Source organism: Gallibacterium genomosp. 1 (assembly GCF_001678575.1).
GTDB lineage: Bacteria > Pseudomonadota > Gammaproteobacteria > Enterobacterales > Pasteurellaceae > Gallibacterium.
In genome coordinates this window covers 50195-67249 of record NZ_JTJP01000037.1, presented here as the reverse complement: position 1 = coordinate 67249, position 17055 = coordinate 50195, and the positions used below count along the sequence as shown (strand labels likewise).

The 17055-nt window shown below is 38.7% G+C and carries 13 protein-coding genes; 6 read left to right on the top strand and 7 right to left on the bottom strand.

Features of this window, described 5'->3' with window-relative positions; translation table 11 throughout:
* The first annotated feature begins 182 nt into the window (after positions 1-182).
* Positions 183-1100 (top strand): cytidine deaminase, encoded by a 918-nt coding sequence (gene cdd, locus QV04_RS07560; protein ID WP_065231188.1) that lies wholly within the window; start codon positions 183-185, stop codon positions 1098-1100.
* Positions 1101-1233: 133 nt separating this feature from the next.
* A complete protein-coding gene (gene fbp, locus QV04_RS07555; protein WP_039089781.1) occupies positions 1234-2238 on the top strand; it encodes a class 1 fructose-bisphosphatase in 1005 nt (334 codons plus the stop codon).
* Positions 2239-2305: 67 nt separating this feature from the next.
* Here the strand turns inward: fbp and gorA are convergent, their stop codons facing one another.
* From gorA to QV04_RS07535, 4 genes are all read right to left on the bottom strand, one after another.
* Positions 2306-3655, bottom strand: coding sequence for a glutathione-disulfide reductase (gene gorA, locus QV04_RS07550; RefSeq protein ID WP_065231187.1), 1350 nt, complete (start codon positions 3653-3655; stop codon positions 2306-2308).
* Positions 3656-3761: 106 nt separating this feature from the next.
* Positions 3762-4604: a 23S rRNA (adenine(2030)-N(6))-methyltransferase RlmJ gene (locus QV04_RS07545; RefSeq protein ID WP_065233359.1), complete on the bottom strand. Its 843-nt coding sequence runs from the start codon at positions 4602-4604 to the stop codon at positions 3762-3764.
* 10 nt (positions 4605-4614) lie between these two features.
* On the bottom strand, positions 4615-5157 hold the full coding sequence (locus QV04_RS07540; protein WP_013747038.1) for a methylated-DNA--[protein]-cysteine S-methyltransferase: 543 nt from the start codon (positions 5155-5157) through the stop codon (positions 4615-4617).
* A 57-nt stretch (positions 5158-5214) separates the two neighbouring features.
* Positions 5215-6102, bottom strand: coding sequence for a DMT family transporter (locus QV04_RS07535; protein ID WP_039134938.1), 888 nt, complete (start codon positions 6100-6102; stop codon positions 5215-5217).
* Positions 6103-6314: 212 nt separating this feature from the next.
* Between QV04_RS07535 and ruvA the strand changes: the two genes are divergently transcribed.
* Both ruvA and ruvB read left to right on the top strand, forming a co-directional pair.
* Positions 6315-6923, top strand: coding sequence for a Holliday junction branch migration protein RuvA (gene ruvA, locus QV04_RS07530; protein ID WP_065233358.1), 609 nt, complete (start codon positions 6315-6317; stop codon positions 6921-6923).
* 22 nt (positions 6924-6945) lie between these two features.
* A complete protein-coding gene (gene ruvB / locus QV04_RS07525) occupies positions 6946-7944 on the top strand; it encodes a Holliday junction branch migration DNA helicase RuvB (RefSeq protein ID WP_039095558.1) in 999 nt (332 codons plus the stop codon).
* A 181-nt stretch (positions 7945-8125) separates the two neighbouring features.
* Here ruvB and hutZ read toward each other — a convergent pair whose 3' ends face one another.
* From hutZ to QV04_RS07510, 3 genes are read right to left on the bottom strand one after another with little or no spacing between them, the layout of a single operon-like run.
* Entirely contained in the window at positions 8126-8644 is a 519-nt protein-coding gene (gene hutZ / locus QV04_RS07520; RefSeq protein WP_065233357.1) for a heme utilization protein HutZ, read from the bottom strand.
* A complete protein-coding gene (hutX, locus tag QV04_RS07515; protein WP_039134946.1) occupies positions 8638-9147 on the bottom strand; it encodes a heme utilization cystosolic carrier protein HutX in 510 nt (169 codons plus the stop codon). Before hutX ends, hutZ begins: the two co-directional genes overlap by 7 nt.
* A 21-nt stretch (positions 9148-9168) precedes the next feature.
* The gene (locus QV04_RS07510; protein WP_065233356.1) at positions 9169-11301 is read right to left on the bottom strand and encodes a TonB-dependent hemoglobin/transferrin/lactoferrin family receptor; all 2133 of its coding nucleotides are present in this window, start codon (positions 11299-11301) and stop codon (positions 9169-9171) included.
* 146 nt (positions 11302-11447) lie between these two features.
* Between QV04_RS07510 and QV04_RS07505 the strand changes: the two genes are divergently transcribed.
* On the top strand, positions 11448-13151 hold the full coding sequence (locus QV04_RS07505; RefSeq protein WP_039138734.1) for a ShlB/FhaC/HecB family hemolysin secretion/activation protein: 1704 nt from the start codon (positions 11448-11450) through the stop codon (positions 13149-13151).
* A 44-nt stretch (positions 13152-13195) separates the two neighbouring features.
* Complete coding sequence (locus tag QV04_RS07500) at positions 13196-17014, top strand: filamentous hemagglutinin N-terminal domain-containing protein (protein ID WP_065233355.1); 3819 nt, start codon at positions 13196-13198, stop codon at positions 17012-17014.
* The last annotated feature ends 41 nt before the right edge of the window (positions 17015-17055 follow it).

Below are 17055 nucleotides of genomic sequence, written 5' to 3'. Positions count from 1 at the left end.
AGTGATTTCAAAAATAATGGTATGACCGCCTACAAAATTCACGATTTTTCCAAGCAAAACTAGCTCAAAAACAATATTTATCGCAAATAATTTTACCTACGTCACAAAAATGAAGGTTATTTAAACCGAATAAAAGGATTTGTTTTATTATAATGTCATACGTCAGAAATAAGAGGGATATTATGATGGCAACAACTAATCCAAAAATTAAAGCAATTCAGATGCAGCTCGCACAGTGGGATGATCAAATTCTTGCTAATGACATTTATCAAGCCCTTTCTCAACAACATTTTGTTGGAAAATTATCGCCACAAATCGTCAGTGATCTCTGCAAAAACTTTAAAATAAGCGTAAACCATTTGGCATTGCAATTACTTCCTATCGCGGCTTGTTATTCCGTTACTCCTATTTCCAATTTTAATGTTGGTGCTGTGGCACACGGCATCAGCGGCGCACTTTATTTTGGCGCAAATCAGGAGTTTTGCGATAGCAGTATGCAACAGACTATTCACGCCGAACAAAGTGCAATCTCACACGCTTGGATGAATAACGAAGCCACCATTACTGCTGTCACCGTAAATTACACACCTTGCGGACATTGTCGCCAATTTATGAATGAATTAAACAGTGCAGAACAACTTTATATTCATTTACCACACGCTCAAAATAATCGTTTACATCAATATTTGCCCGATGCTTTCGGCCCGAAAGATCTTGATATAAAAACTTGTCTGTTTGATCCACATAACAACAAATTAATAATAGAAAATTTTGAACCGTTATCTCAACAGGCATTGTTAGCAGCAAATCGTTCTCACGCACCTTATAGTCAAGCTTATTGCGGTGTAGCCCTTTTATTAAAAGACGACACCATTTTAACCGGTCGATATGCAGAAAATGCAGCTTTTAATCCAAGTTTACCGGCATTACAGGTCGCAATAAATTTAGTGAGATTATCTGGTCATCAAGATCAGGATATTACAGCAGCAGTAATGGTTGAATTACCGACAAAAATGCAACAGCGCACAATGGCAAAACAGTTATTACAAGCAATTAATCCAAAAATTAAATTTCAATATTTCATTGCGAAAATAAACTAATTGAATCAAAAGGTAAAATAAATTTGTGATCTGTTTCTCATTTTTTTATTTTACTTTAAAAAATTTTTATAACATTTATTAGAAAATGTTATCTTTAACAGTATAACTTCTCATACTAAAAGTAAGGTTTATTATGAAAACTCTAGGTCAATTTATTGTAGAAAAACAAGCTGAATACCCTAATGCTAAAGGTGAACTTAGCGGTATTCTTTCATCTATTCGTTTAGTAGCTAAAATTATCCACCGTGATATTAACAAAGCCGGTTTAACCAATGATATTATCGGAAATTCAGGTGTTCAAAATGTACAAGGCGAAGCACAAATGAAACTTGATGCATTCGCTCACGAAAAAATGAAAGCAGCACTTATTTCTCGTGATGAAGTTGCCGGCTTCGGTTCGGAAGAAGAAGAAAATATCGTTGCTTTCGATACAGAACGTGCACGCAATGCAAAATATATTATCTTAACCGATCCTTTGGACGGCTCATCTAATATCGATGTAAACGTTGCCGTTGGTACTATTTTCTCTATCTACCGCCGTGTTTCACCAATTGGTCAACCGGTTACTCTGGAAGATTTCTTGCAACCAGGTAATCGCCAAGTTGCCGCCGGTTATATCGTTTACGGTTCATCCACTATGTTGGTTTACACCACTGGTAACGGCGTAAACGGTTTTACTTACGATCCTTCTCTCGGTCTATTTATTCTTTCCCACGAAAATATCAAAATTCCACAAGATGGTACTTGCTACTCCATTAACGAAGGGCATTATTTGAAGTTCCCAATGGGCGTGAAAAAATATATTAAATATTGCCAAGAAGAAGATGAAGCAAGCAATCGTCCTTATACTTCACGTTATATTGGCTCATTGGTTTCTGATTTCCACCGTAATATGTTGAAAGGAGGTATTTACATTTACCCAACTACCACTCGCTATCCAAACGGTAAACTTCGTCTATTATATGAAGGCAATCCAATGGCATTTCTTGCTGAACAGGCTGGCGGTATGGCAACTGACGGCTATCGCCGTATTCTTGATATTCAACCAACTGCATTACACGAGCGTACACCACTCTTTATCGGATCAAAAAATATGGTGGAAAAAGCCGGTCAATTTATGAAAAACTTTAAAGAATAATTTCTATCCCAAAAACAAAAAATCCTCGCTATTTCAACAAAATAACGAGGATTTTTATTATAAAAAATTAACGCATTGTCACAAATTCTTCCGAACCTGTCGGGTGAATTGCCACCGTATTATCAAAATCTTTTTTAGTTGCCCCCATTTTAATAGCAACAGCAAAACCTTGAATCATTTCATCTACGCCAAAACCAATACCGTGCAAACCAACAATTTTTTCTTCTGAGCCGATGCAAACTAATTTCATTCGGCAAGGTTGGCGGTGTTGCGTTACAGCGGTATACATAGAAGTAAAGGTTGATTTGTACACTTTCACATTTTCTGCGCCATATAGTTCAATGGCTTGTGGCTCGGTCAATCCTACCGTGCCGATTGGTGGGTGACTGAAAACCACAGTTGGGATTAAGTTATAATCTAAATGTTCAGTCGGTTTATTATTGAACAAACGTTCAGATAAACGGCGACCGGCTGCTACTGCAACCGGTGTTAATTCAACCGCACCGGTATTATCGCCGACTGCATAAATGCCCTGCACATTGGTATTCTGATATTTATCAACTTCAATAAAGCCTTTGCTGTTGGTTTTCACACCAGCAGCTTCTAAATTGAGCTGATCGGTCATCGGCACACGACCGATCGCCCAGACAAGGCAATCTACGGTTTGTGAGCGTCCATCTTCTAAAAAGAGTGTGAGTGAGCCGTCATCATTTTTCACCACTTTTTGTGGAATAGCTTGAGTATGTAGAGTTGGACCTTCGTTATTAATAGTTTCTACTAAAGTTTCAACAATTAACGGATCAAAATTACGCAACGGTGCGTGTTTACGCACAAATAGATGGGTTTCAACACCTAAGCTATGTAAAACACCCGCCAATTCCACTGCAATATAACCTGCACCAACTACAGCAATACGTTTTGGCAACGATGTCAATGCAAATACGCCATCAGAATCAATACCGTACTCCGCTCCTTCAATGTCTGGATGACTTGGACGACCGCCGGTTGCGATTAGAATATGTTTTGCTTTGATTAATTCGCCGTTGACTTCAACAGTATGCGCATCAACAAATTTTGCAAAACCGCGAATAACATCAACTTTGTTATTACCAAGAACGCGCTCATAGGATTGATGAATACGATCAATATAGGCTTCACGGCTTTCACGTAATTTTGCAAAATCAAATTGATTAACGGTAACATCAAAACCATAATCCGGCGCATAGAGATTAATTGCTTCAGCAATTTGCGCACCGTACCACATTACTTTTTTCGGCACACAACCCACATTTACACAAGTACCACCAAGATATTTGGCTTCAATAATAGCACATTTTTGACCATAGCTCGCAGCACGGTTAATCGAAGCGATACCACCGCTACCACCGCCAATAGCAATATAATCATATTCTCTCATTTTTGTTCTCCCATTAAATTTAAACTGTAATGTCGTTTATTTTGACGAAATTAAATAAAATAAGCCAACTGTTAACATAAATTGGTTTAATTGGTAATAGCAATATTTATTCCGGCGAAATCCAATGTAGCTCCCAATATCCGGTACCTTCCGGAGCTAAAACGTTAACTAAATAAGGCAAAATGGCTTTCATTTGTGCTTCTAATTTCCAAGGCGGATTAATCACGATCATTCCGCTTGCCGTCATTCCTCGTTGTGCGGTATCAGGACGAATTCCCAATTCAACTTGTAGGATTTTACGGATCTTAGTCTGTTCTAAAGCACGTACCATTTTCTTAATTTGTTGACGTAAAACAACCGGATACCAAATGGCGTATGTGCCGGTAGCAAAACGTTTATAGCCCTCAACAATGGCATCCACTACAAGCTGATAATCCTCTTTTAATTCATATGGCGGATCGATCAGAATAAATCCACGCCGTTCTTTTGGCGGCAAGACTGCCTTCAACTGCTGAAAACCGTCATCACGTTTAACCTGTACATTTTTATAAGGCTGCATATTTTTGCGTAATAACGGATAATCGCTCGGATGTAATTCCGTTAAAATGGCTCTGTCTTGCGGACGCAATAAATTTGCCGCCAATAGCGGGGAACCGGGATAAAAACGAAGTTTTTGTTGGGAATTTACTTTCGCAACTTGATCCAGATAATATTTCACCGTTTCGGGAAGATCTTGGCGTTGCCATAAATAACCGATGCCTTGCTCAAATTCCGCTGTTTTTTCTGCTTCAAAACTTTGCAATGAATAAAGACCAGCGCCGGCGTGCGTATCTAAATAGAGAAAACCTTTCTCTTTTTGCTGTAACGCATCAATAATTAAAAGTTGCACAATATGTTTCAGCACATCGGCAAAATTGCCAGCATGAAAACTGTGGCGATAACTTAACATAAATTTCCTCTTATTTTTCTAATTGATGCCAATGTTTCGGATTGACAAATTCAATGCCTTTATCAACAAAAGCGATGTTTTCGTGTTGTAACAAATAGCGTTTTGCCGGCAATCCGCCACCAAAACCGGTGAGCTGCTGTTGTTTGCCGAGAATACGATGACAAGGCACAATAATGCTGATAGGATTTCTACCAACAGCACCACCGACCGCACGCACGGCTTTTGGTTTTCTTATTTGATTAGCAATATCAGCATAACTAGCAGTTTGACCAAAAGGGATTTTTAATAATGCAAGCCAAACTGCACGTTGAAATTCCGTACCAATTAAATGTAATGGCAGATCAGAAAATTCTGTTCTTTGTCCAGCGAAATATTGTATTAAAGCGTTTTTTGTTTGTTGCAACACCGGATGTTGATCATCATAACGCCAATTTTGCTGTGTCTGTACCTGTTCGCGTTCAAACAATACACTAATTAAATGTTGTTCTTGAGCAAAAAGCTGTAAATTGCCAATCGGAGAAGACATTGTCAGCCAATAAATATGATCTACCATTTGATTAATCCTTTTTAAAAGCTCGCTATTGTATTGGAAGCAGTTGAAATAGAAAAGTTAATAATTTTTACGGCGAATAAATGCGATTAAATTTTTAATTCGATAAATTAATAAGGCGGCGAGGATTAATACGCTACCAGCCAATTTTAATGCTGTTAATTGTTCATCAAGCCACCAAACACTCATTATCATTGTCCACACCGGTTCAAGCAACATAATAATAGAAGCGTTAGCAATATTGCAGTAACGTTGCCCGATTGTTTGCAACATATAGCGGAAATTAGTACCGATTAGCACGCTAATGGTTAGCCACATAATTGCTGAAGTCGGCACTTCACTTTTCCACGGTTCAACTATTAATGAGTAACTAAGGCAAAGCACACCAACGACGGAAAGTTGCAATGTAGTTAAAGCTAAAGCCGGAATCGATTTTGAATATTGATTGTGTAAAACAAAATAACTTGCTGAGAATAGCGAGGCAAGTAAATAGAATAGACTGTCAGTCGAAAAATGCAATTCACCTTTAGAAATCGCCAATAAATAAACACCGGAAAGTGCAATCGGCAAAGCAATCCAAAATGAGCGTAACGGTTTATTATGAAACACCAACCAAGAAATCAATGGTGCGATTAACATTGAAATGCTCATCAAAAAAGCTCCCTCACCAAGATTATTGCTATAAGTAATAGCAATAATCCAAGTTGCCATAAAAGCAGCGAATAACAGCCCTGTGGAGCTGGCACGCATTACTTCGATTCGAGTTAAACGTTTAAATTGTGGATAGGCAAATGGCAAGAATAACAAAGCAGCAGAGAAAAAACGCAATCCAATAAAACCGACAGGCGGAAAGCCGACTAAAGCATACTTTGAGAAAAACCATCCCAAAGCTGCCAAAATGGATACAAAAAACAGAATAATTTCACCAATGCCATCTTTTTTTGCCATAAACTTCTTTCTTCTTATAAGGAATAATGTTTCTATTATGAGCATTCAAGAAAAGAGTGTAAAACTTTTTTCAAGTCAATCACAGATAATGAGATAATAAATTAGGAAAATTTTCCAATTAACTGGATATTTATACAGTTTAAAGGTATGCTAACGAACAAATTTTTATAGGGCAGCGCTAGTCTGCTCTATGAAGACAAAATGAGGTAATTATGATTGGGCATTTACGCGGTATTCTATTGGAAAAATCACCACCAGAAATCTTATTAGAGGTGAACGGTATAGGTTATGAAGTTTTATTACCAATGACCAGTTTTTATCATTTACCGGAAGTTAATATGGAAGCATCCATTTATACGCATTTAGTAGTGAGAGAAGATGCTCACCTCTTATTCGGTTTCTACCATAAACAGGATCGCACACTATTTAGAGAATTAATTAAAACCAATGGCATAGGTCCTAAATTAGCCTTAGCTATTTTATCTGCAATGTCAGTGAATGAATTTTCTTATGCGATAGAACATGAAGAATTGTCGAAATTGGTGAAGATTCCCGGTGTAGGAAAGAAAACTGCCGAGCGTTTGATTGTTGAACTGAAAGGCAAATTTAAATCATATCAGCACGATGATTTCTTTATTGAACAGAATTCAACACAAAATAAATTTGAAATAGATAAAGTTTCAGCAATAGATGATGCCATTTCTGCATTAGTTGCTTTAGGTTATAAACCGGCAGAAGCAGAAAAAATGGTGAAACGTGTGGCAAAACCGGAATGGGATAGCGAACAGTTGATTCGTGAAGCCTTGAAGAATGCCTTATAACAATACATAGAAGCAAAGAGATATGATTGAAGCAGACCGTATTATCAGCCCTACAGCAAAAGCGGAAGAAGAATATATCGACCGCGCAATTCGTCCAAAATTATTGCAAGATTATGTTGGACAGCCACACGTTCGGGAACAGATGGATATTTTTATCAAAGCGGCAAAAATGCGTAATGATGCACTTGATCATCTGTTGATTTTTGGCCCTCCCGGTTTGGGCAAAACCACATTAGCCAATATTGTTGCCAATGAAATGGGAGTGAATATTCGCACCACTTCCGGCCCGGTGTTGGAAAAAGCCGGTGATTTGGCAGCAATGTTGACCAATTTAGAACCTTATGATGTGCTGTTTATTGATGAGATTCATCGTTTATCACCGGCAATCGAGGAAGTGTTGTATCCGGCAATGGAAGATTATCAGCTGGATATTATGATTGGTGAAGGGCCAGCAGCACGGTCGATTAAATTGGATTTGCCACCGTTTACTTTAGTTGGTGCAACGACTCGTGCTGGATCATTGACTTCGCCATTGCGAGATCGTTTTGGCATTGTGCAACGCTTGGAATTTTATTCCATTGAAGATTTAACCTCCATTGTGGTGCGTAGCGCAAATTGTCTCAATCTTCAGATTGATGAGCAAGCGGCACACGAAATTGCACGCCGTTCACGCGGTACACCTCGAATCGTGAATCGATTATTGCGTCGTGTGCGAGATTATGCCGATGTAAAAAATGACGGTTTTATTTCGGTAGAGATTGCGAAATTGGCATTAACGATGTTGGATATTGATTCAGAAGGCTTTGATTTTATGGATCGTAAATTGTTAATGGCGATTATTGAGCGTTTTGACGGCGGCCCGGTCGGTTTGGATAATTTAGCTGCGGCGATCGGTGAAGAGAAAGAAACAATAGAAGATGTGTTGGAGCCTTATTTAATCCAGCAAGGTTTCTTACAACGTACACCGCGAGGTAGAATCGCCACACTGCATACGTATCAGCATTTTGGGGTGAGTAAATAAAAAAGCCTATTATCAATGTAAGCTTTGCTATATTTAAGGAGTCTATGTGTAGTAATGTGGTGTCCAAACAAAAGCCGATGAAATGAACCATCGACCTCATAAATGTTTAGGTTAACGAACGTCTTATGAAATTTATTTTGACGAGGAATTGCATTTTGCTCGACAATTTAAGCCTCAAAAACTACGACTCCTCAATATGCCCCTGATCTAAATGCACAATATCAATTTCATTATTGGCATCAACTTGGAAGGCTTGTCCAAATCCTTTTACAAATAGCCCCTGTTTCGGAATAAGGTGGAAGAGGGAGAAATCTTGCATTTTCACCAATTCCTTCATTAGATTGCCGTGGCGTTGTTGCAGTAAGCCTGTGCCAAGTTCCCATTCGGGAGTGTTTCGCGGAACTTCAATCACTTCTGCCTCGGCGGTTAAGCGGTGGCGGGCGAAAATTTGGCGGCTGGATTGCTCGTCTTCAATCAACATTAAAGACACCTTGCCATTTTGTTTCAAATTGCGGGCGTGCTTGGCGATGGTGGAAATAAAAATGTAGTAGCCTTGCTCGCTCTCTGCGAAAGGGGCGTAGCTCGCATTCGGCATTCCCGCTTCATCAACGGTGGCTAGTAACAGGGTTTTGCATTGTTGTTTTAATTCTTCAATTTCAGGTTTTAAGCGGTGATTTAAACGCTGTTGGCGATCTAGCATAAAATTTCCTTATTTTTCAGTTGGTTAAATTTTTCTACTTGATGAGGGAAAAGCTGGCGTTGCGTATCTCTGCCGAGATAAATTTTAAATAGTATATTGTCATCTTCGGTAATAAAGGCGATGGCATAGCTTTCTTTGCCGCGAAATGGCTTGCTGATAAGGGCAATGTCTTTTACGCGGTCTAATTTGAGATGCCCGTGCAAGGCGATATCTGGCTGTTTATCCATATTCAGATTGAAATAGCCGTAGCCTGTTTTACCCTGTGGGAAAACGCCCGACACTTCAAAGATCGAACCCGCTTTTTCGATTATTGTAACCACCTCGCCCCAAGTGTGGATTTCCGCAAGCAGGGCTTCCACTTGCCCCGTAAAGAAAGACACAAAGTGCGGTGGTAAATTTTTGAGAATTTTTCCTTCAGGAAGTTGGAATTTCTCTGCTAAATCAAGGGTGTGTAGCTCAGGCTGAGCCTCCAACGCCTGAGCAATCTGTTGTTGTAATGTCATAACTTTCCTTTTTATTGAACGTTAGAATTGATAAGCCACGCTCACTTTCACATTTCGCCCTGCCGATGGCGTGAGGCTGAATGCTTGGGTGTAGGCTTTGTCAAAGAGATTTTCAATCGCAAAATCAACACGTAAGTTTTCCCACTCCCCTTGTTTTGGTGCATAGGTCGCGGTGAGATCCACAAGGGTGTAAGCGGGATATTCTTGCGTGGTTTTGCTTGGTAAGCGTTTTTGGGCAAAGTAATGGCTTAAGCGACCGCCAACGGAAAATTTATCTGCCACCACGGCATAATTTCCGCCAACAATGATCCTATCTGCATTAATATTTTCCAAGGCTTCACCCGTTTGACGATCTTTTCCTCTGAGCATTCCATAATTGGCATAGAGCGACCAACTTGGCGTTTGGTATTCTGTGCTGAATTCTACCCCACGCAAACGGGCATTTTGAACATTGCGGTATTGAAATATTTCAGGAATATCTTTTGCTTCATCATTATATTTAATTACTTCAAGATTAATAAAATCTTTCACGTCATTTTGGAAAAGTGCGGTGCTAATTTTTAACGAATCTTCCGCTTTCCACAGATTTTGCCAATGGAAGTTAACATTAATTTCTTTATTACGGGCAACTTCGGGCTTGAGATCCGGGTTTGATTGGAAAGAAGTAACCAGCATTCTGTCATAACCAAAGTGATTGCCCGAAACATAACGTTCTTGCAGGCTCGGAGCACGGAAAGCCTCGTTATATTTTACATTAATGTCAAACCAGTCTATTGGCTGATAGCTGAGCGTCAATGCAGGCGATAAATGGCTTTTTTGATAGCTTTGTGAGCTGACTTCTGAGGTTTTGTAATGATCAAATCGCAACGCTGGGGAAAGCGTCCATTGCTCTGCAAGTTTCAAGTGGCTAAGCAAATAGGTTCCCCACACATTGGCTTTCGCATTGTAAGGGTTTGGGCGGTATTTTGCGGTCGCAAGATCTTTACAGCCCGCGAGGGGATTATTGGCACAAGTCCCATCAAGTTGTTTTTTCTCCCTTGCGGTAATGGCGTGATCTTGATAAAAATCCACCCCATAAATGAAGGCAGCTCGCTCAAATTCTGAGGTATTGCGGAAATTAAAACCCCAAGTGCGATAACGAGTTTCGTCATTAGCGAGGGTGCGTTGGTTTTGCTCCGTTTCTTTAGTGCGGTTAGTGTAGAGGGTCAATTCACTATTTATCCAGTCTGATTCTGGATTAAAGAGATAACGCAAAGAAAGCCCTGTATCGACAATTTTTTGCTGTGCTAAATCTGTTGTTCCGCCCGCTTCGCTGTAATCCACTTTACCACCTGTGTCACGGCTTTTCTTAACATAATCAAAAAAATCAATAGGCGTATAAGGCTCTGCCATTTCATTATTAGCTGGGGCGAGTTGCTTATTGACTGTGTGGCGGAAATTTAGTTCAAGACGGTTAGTTTCGTTAATTTGCCAGCCCGCTTTCAACAAGCCCCCTTGTTGAGTTAGGCCACTGTAAGGCAACTCACCCAAACTTTCACCCAAACGTAAATTATTACTTTTATTGCGAAAACCCTGAACTAGCACATCAAATTTTTCATTCGCACCATAAGCTGCCACTTGGGTTTCGCTGAGGGAGCTGGCGGATTGGTAGCCCTGTTTGACTAACACGCCCCAATGCTCATTATTTTTAAGTAAGTCAAAGGCATTAAGCGTTCGCATTGCCATTACGCCACCTAATGCACCACTGCCCCACAAGGCACTACTTGGACCTTTCACCACTTCAATTTGTCCCAAGGTGCTTGGCGGAAGAAAATAAGATCCGCGATGTTCCAAATTAAAATTTTGTCGAACGCCATCAATCACTTGCACAACACGGGTTCCGCTAAGCCCTCGTATATTTACTTTTTGAGCAAGTGGACGACTCCCTCCAGAGATTGAAATATTCGGTTTAGATGAAATTGCTTGGGCGACACTTGTTGCTTGTGCTTCCTCTAACTGATTTCGATCTAAACGTTCAATTTTATTTTGTGTTTGAGCATACTCTGTCGGATCTCGTAAAGCAGAAACTTCTATTTCCTCTAACATTTCTGCCCATCCCAATGATGGCAGCAATGAACAAAGTGCAAAGTAAATAGGTGATCGCTTTAATTTCATTGAAAAAACCTCTCATTCACTGTTTTGTTAATTGAGTTGATAGTATTTGTTAAAAAATAAAAAGTCAATACTATTGATAATAATTTTCATTTGTGTATGATCGTTTTCGAAATAAACTCTTAACCCTTTTTTATTAGGTGAATATTATGCGTTATTCTAATTATCTACTTGGTTGTATTCTTACTTTACCGTTATATGTTCAAGCTCAAGAAAGCTTTCAAGATCAATTGCAACAGGCTGGGGCTATTTCACAGGAACTCAATCAACAACGTAAACGTTTAGAAAAGCCTGATGGGCAGTTATTCAAACAACCCGTACATATTCATTCGCAAAGCAATAATGCACTGCGTTTTGAGTTAAACCAGATACATATTAAATTGCTCAATGAGACAGGTTTAGAAACGCCAGTAAAACAAGATTTATCGCATTTAATTAAACCTTATCTTAACAAATCAATAACACTTGATGATTTAAACCAACTCACAGAAAAAATTACGCAATATTACCGTGAGCATAATTATTTAGTTGCTCGAGCTTTCTTACCACCTCAAGAAATTGAAAATGGTGAGCTTACAATCGGCGTGATGGAAGGGAATATTGGGAAAATTAACATTGATAATCAAAGCAAATTATCCGCTAATTTTGTCAGACGAATGGCAAATACAAGTATTAATAGCCAACGTTATTTATCTCAAACAGAAACGGAAAAATTAGCATTACTATTAAATGATATTCAAGGCATTAAATCTAAATTAAGTGTACAGGCTGGGGAAAAGACAGGCACAACAGATGTTAATGTCCTTTTGCAAGATGCCAAACGTTGGCAAGCTTATGTTTTTTCCGATAACCAAGGCTCAACGAGTACAGGACGCTATCGGATAAGTGCGGGTGGAAAATTGTTCAATTTGGCCGGATTAGGTGATGAGCTGAGTATCAATGCGTTAAGCTCCCAAAACCGTCGTTTGAAAAATATTCGGATTGAATATTCGGCGTTATTAGATGGATATGGAACAAAAATCGGTACTTACTTCTCCTATTTAAACTATAAATTAGGCGGTGATTTCGCTGCATTAAATGCTAAGGGATATAATCAAAATGTAGGGATTTATCTTTTACATCCAACTATCCGCCAACCTGATTTACACGTTAATACCAAACTTACACTTTCACATAATCGTATTGCAGATAGCCAAGTCGCAAGCCAAGAAGTAGAAAATCACACTCGGATTAATCTCGTTAATTTAGAATTAAATGGCGTTTGGAATAGCCTACCAAAGGGAACGACCTATTTTAATATGGCAATGAGTATTGGGCAGGAACATAATCAAACGTCAGAATCCTATCAAAATCGTCCTCTAGATTGGCAAGAAAATAATAAATTTACCTTAACCAATATTGAATTAGGACACGAGCAGATCTTACCTTATGATTTTGCCTTTGATATTAATGTGAAAGGGCAATTAAGTGATCGAAACCTCTCTTCTAATCAAAAAATGTTATTAGGCGGTCAATCTGCTGTGCGAGGATATCGAGCTGGTGCGGTTTCCTTGTCTGACGCCATCATTGGACAATTTACGCTCAAACATTATTACCCACTTTTCAAAGAAAGTTTACTCACGACATCGGCATTTTATGACATTGGTGCGGGTAAAAAATACCACAAGATCAGTACCTATAATCAACGTCCTGAAGAAACAAATCAAATCAAATTACAGAGTATAGGTGCGGGATTCCAGCTTTCTGCTCCGAATAATTATTCAATAAATGCGTACTATAGCCGCCCTATTGGTCACAAATTGGCAAATGAAAAAGATCACCAATTTGTATTGTCATTCTTAAAATTGTTTTAAGTTATTGGAATATCAATGTCTTACAATCATTTAGGAGCTAAACTATGAAAACTTCTCTTAGCCTTATTTCTTTAGCCATACTGTCTAGTTCAGCTATCGCTAACAATATTGATGTAAATGCGTTACCTAAAAATCACAAACTCACTCAAGGCGAAGCCAGCATTTCACAAAATAACAATGCAATGACTATCGATCAAAAAAGCGATCGCGTTTCTATTGATTGGGAAAGTTTTAATATTGGCAAACAAGCCAGTGTTACATTCAATCAGCCCGCTTCCTCAAGTATCGCCTATAACCGTGTAACGGGGGCGGATGTTTCCACCATTCAAGGCAAACTGAATGCCAATGGGCGAGTGTTTTTATCTAACCCTAACGGCGTGATCTTTACCAAAGACGCACAGGTGAACGTGGGGGCGATTCTTGCCACGACGAAAGAGGTGGAAAAACTCGCGGAGAAACCGAAATACAGTTATTCACGAGATGAAGCCAGCTTTAAGCGGAAAAAGGAGCAAGAGGGCGAAATTCGTAATGAGGGAGTCATTCAGGCGGAAGAAGCCATTTATTTGGTGGGCGATAAGGTCGTGAATAACGGCGAGCTTCGCCTAACGGGAAATCCTGAAGAGGTAATTAAACTGAATTATTCGGGCAATCTTGATGGCATAGCGGTGAAAAATAAAACGGTGCTGTTGGGGGCGGGGGATAGTTTTACCTTTGATTTAGCCAATTTCAGCATTAGCTTAACGGGTAAACAGGTAGCAGGGCTAATTGAAAACAAGGGGGCGATTATTTCCAATGATCGCATTTTGCTTACTGCCAAAGGGGGAGATCAGCTTAAGCATTCGGCGGTAAATAATTCGGGCTTACTGGAAGCCAATGACATCGCCATTGAGGGCGGAAAAATTGTTCTCACGGAACAATCGGACATTCGCTATGGCAAAGATAGCCGTAATGGGGCTACCCTTAAAATTATACAAACGGGGAAAGACAAAGATGCAAGCATAAAAATAGGCGGAAAAATTACCGCACTTGCACAAACAGACAAAGTTAAACAAGCCACTTATCACCACAATGATCGTTTCCAATCAGGAAAAATGGCGCGTGATGAACAAGGAAAAATTCTTTATACAGCGGACAAAAAAACGATTGCTAAAGCGGAACAATCCGAGAATGGTTTAATTGGAGATGATGGGAAACGCTATGCCAATCAAAGTGATGTCGTTTTTGTGATTAGTGCTAAAAATAGAGGCTATCAAACAGACAGGAGAGGTTATAGACCTGAGTTTAACAAGAAATTTGATGCATTACGCTTGCCTTATCGTGATGAACGCATTTTAGAAATTGGTTATAACGAAAAAAATGGTGAATTGAGCGATATCAAAATTATTAAACGTAATGATAAACTTGATTCCATTAACAGTAAAATTGCTGACATATTAGAAGAGAAGATTAAGGCAAAAGATTTTTCTTTCCTCAAGAAAAATGAATTGGATTCTTTAACCGCAAAAGTTATTGAGGAGCAAAAACAAGAACTTATTAATAAACTGGGCATTAATGAGCAACAGTTATCTCTTTTATCGGGCGATCAAACCGTTACAGTTGAGGGACGAGTTTATACTGCTCCAGCCGTTTATTTATTAAAATCAAATGTCACTCAGCTTTTAAAAGAAGTACAACAAAATAAACCCGATGCAAAATTTGAAGATTTGACATTATTAGCATCGATTTTGAATAATCGTCGTCCTGTTTCTCAAGGTATTGACAACAGTAAAACGAAAACGGGCTTTCTGAATGACGAGAAAAAACAAATTTATCCTTTAATGGTGTCACAGAGTATATCGGAAAAGCTAAAACAGAATATTGCCTTACCTTTAACAACAATCAGTACACAAACTCAGCTTGAAATTCAAAATGCAGATTTCAATCATATTGAAGGCGGAAAACATAACGTAATGATTTTAGCCAATAATTCCAAGGATAATGAAGCAACGATTCGTTTACAAAGAAGCCATATTAATCTTGGTGGAGGCGCTTTCGGCATTGGAAGTACAACAGGATTTGTGCCTTTACAAGAAAATATCTTGCAAGTAAAACAAGAAAACGGGCAATTGATTTCCTTATACAATGTAACAGGTACATCTCTAAAACAGAAAACGCTAAATGAATTATTAAAAAACATTAAGTTTTATGATTTTAACTCAAAATTCCAAACTAAAGATAATCAGCAGATTTCTTTACCTGAACTTTGGACGCAATTTGTAGAAAATCCAACAATTCAAAATAAGAATGTTGAAAATGTTAATTTTTATTCTTTTGTAAAAGAGAATTTCAAGGCGTTTGTGCAAGACAAGTTAGAAAAACTTCCCTCTCAAGTGGAGACCGTTTTATCTCGCTCAACATTTTCTGATGGCAATACCATTAATTCAAGTTGGAAAAAAATTGAAGTTGCCAAACAAACCACCAATATTCCAGGCCTTACCGCTCATCAATACGCCCCATTTAACGTTGAACTAAACGAAGTCACTTTCCAAAAAAGTAAAGACTTCATCATTGCGGACGGATTTAAAACAGTGCAGTTAAATAAAGTTACCAGTAAAGATGAGATCGGAATCTATATCAATGCAGGTAATCAGCGTTCTTATTTCAGCAAAGAGACTAATTTATCTGCAAATGTGAAAAAGCAAGGCTATGAATACCTTATTGCGAATTTGGAAGAACGTATTACACGAGGGAATTTTTCCGTCTTAAACGAACGTTATGATTTTAATCAATATAATTGGGATGTAAATAATACGCCATTTACACGCAAACTTGCTCATAGCGAAAGAGCAAGCCGTGCAGCAAATAGAGAATTAAACAGAGCCTTTGCTGAATGGGTAGGCGATGCCACAAGCCAGCGTTCGCATATTGACGGCACAAAAATCACAATTCGAGATAGCCAACTAAACAGTAAAGATGGATTTATGCATTTACTTGCCAAAGATGTCGATATTCAAAATAGCCGTTTAACGGTCAATTATGCTCGACCGCTTTATGATGATTTTATGCCTAAAGCCAGCAAAATAGGGATAAATGCGAAGAATATTCGATTAGATCATAGCCACCTATTCGTCAGCGGAGAGGATAGATTGAATACATCCGCAATGCCGGGTGCAGCTGGTATTTTCTTAATTGGTGATGTTGTTGGTAAAAATAGCAGTATTTATGCCAAAACATATCAGGGGTATAGTATCCGAACCAGTGGAAAAACAACGTTAAGTGGAGAGTCTTCGGCAAAAGATTTACGCATTACCGTTATTCATACTGGGCCTTATCCAAAAGACAGTGGTTCCGTATTTGGTGCAAATAGTGCGGACTACTTTATTGAAGGAATAGGTTTTGATGTGGGAGATATTATCCAAAGAGATGAAAAAGGGAATGTTATATCGGGTACCACATTAAGTAATCTAGAATTTAATATTTTTGCCCCTAATGGTGCAAGAGCCTTTAAATCTTACGATAATTCTAGCAAAGATTATGTTCCGAATATCAAAGTAATGAAAAGTGCTATCTTCAATTATTTTGAACGACCACGCATTGTTTCTCTTGCCTCAAATGTTGTTACTGGCAAAAGTCAGGCACTGAGCTTAAGAGATATGCTACGCAATATTGATCAAATTCAAGGTGTCAAAGCAAGCAATTTAGGTTTACAACAAGCGAGTAACACGAACCTTCCAACCTCTTTAAATCAAATAGATAACATAATACAAAATGTTTCTTTACCAGAAGAGCGAAGTGAAGTTGAAATTTGTGATGCAAGCAGCCAAGAATGCTCTACACTTCCATCGAAGATGAATGGAAAAGTCAGCGTGGGAGAGATTTTGTAAGATAATATGTATAAGATCAAGTCTGATCTTCTACACATTAA

Excerpts from the sequence above, each read along its gene's own strand:
- cdd (WP_065231188.1), top strand. The coding sequence starts at position 183 with ATGATGGCAACAACTAATCCAAAAATTAAAGCAATTCAGATGCAGCTC.
- fbp (WP_039089781.1), top strand. The coding sequence starts at position 1,234 with ATGAAAACTCTAGGTCAATTTATTGTAGAAAAACAAGCTGAATACCCT.
- gorA (WP_065231187.1), bottom strand. The coding sequence starts at position 3,655 with ATGAGAGAATATGATTATATTGCTATTGGCGGTGGTAGCGGTGGTATC.
- QV04_RS07545 (WP_065233359.1), bottom strand. The coding sequence starts at position 4,604 with ATGTTAAGTTATCGCCACAGTTTTCATGCTGGCAATTTTGCCGATGTG.
- QV04_RS07540 (WP_013747038.1), bottom strand. The coding sequence starts at position 5,157 with ATGGTAGATCATATTTATTGGCTGACAATGTCTTCTCCGATTGGCAAT.
- QV04_RS07535 (WP_039134938.1), bottom strand. The coding sequence starts at position 6,102 with ATGGCAAAAAAAGATGGCATTGGTGAAATTATTCTGTTTTTTGTATCC.
- ruvA (WP_065233358.1), top strand. The coding sequence starts at position 6,315 with ATGATTGGGCATTTACGCGGTATTCTATTGGAAAAATCACCACCAGAA.
- ruvB (WP_039095558.1), top strand. The coding sequence starts at position 6,946 with ATGATTGAAGCAGACCGTATTATCAGCCCTACAGCAAAAGCGGAAGAA.
- hutZ (WP_065233357.1), bottom strand. The coding sequence starts at position 8,644 with ATGCTAGATCGCCAACAGCGTTTAAATCACCGCTTAAAACCTGAAATT.
- hutX (WP_039134946.1), bottom strand. The coding sequence starts at position 9,147 with ATGACATTACAACAACAGATTGCTCAGGCGTTGGAGGCTCAGCCTGAG.
- QV04_RS07510 (WP_065233356.1), bottom strand. The coding sequence starts at position 11,301 with ATGAAATTAAAGCGATCACCTATTTACTTTGCACTTTGTTCATTGCTG.
- QV04_RS07505 (WP_039138734.1), top strand. The coding sequence starts at position 11,448 with ATGCGTTATTCTAATTATCTACTTGGTTGTATTCTTACTTTACCGTTA.
- QV04_RS07500 (WP_065233355.1), top strand. The coding sequence starts at position 13,196 with ATGAAAACTTCTCTTAGCCTTATTTCTTTAGCCATACTGTCTAGTTCA.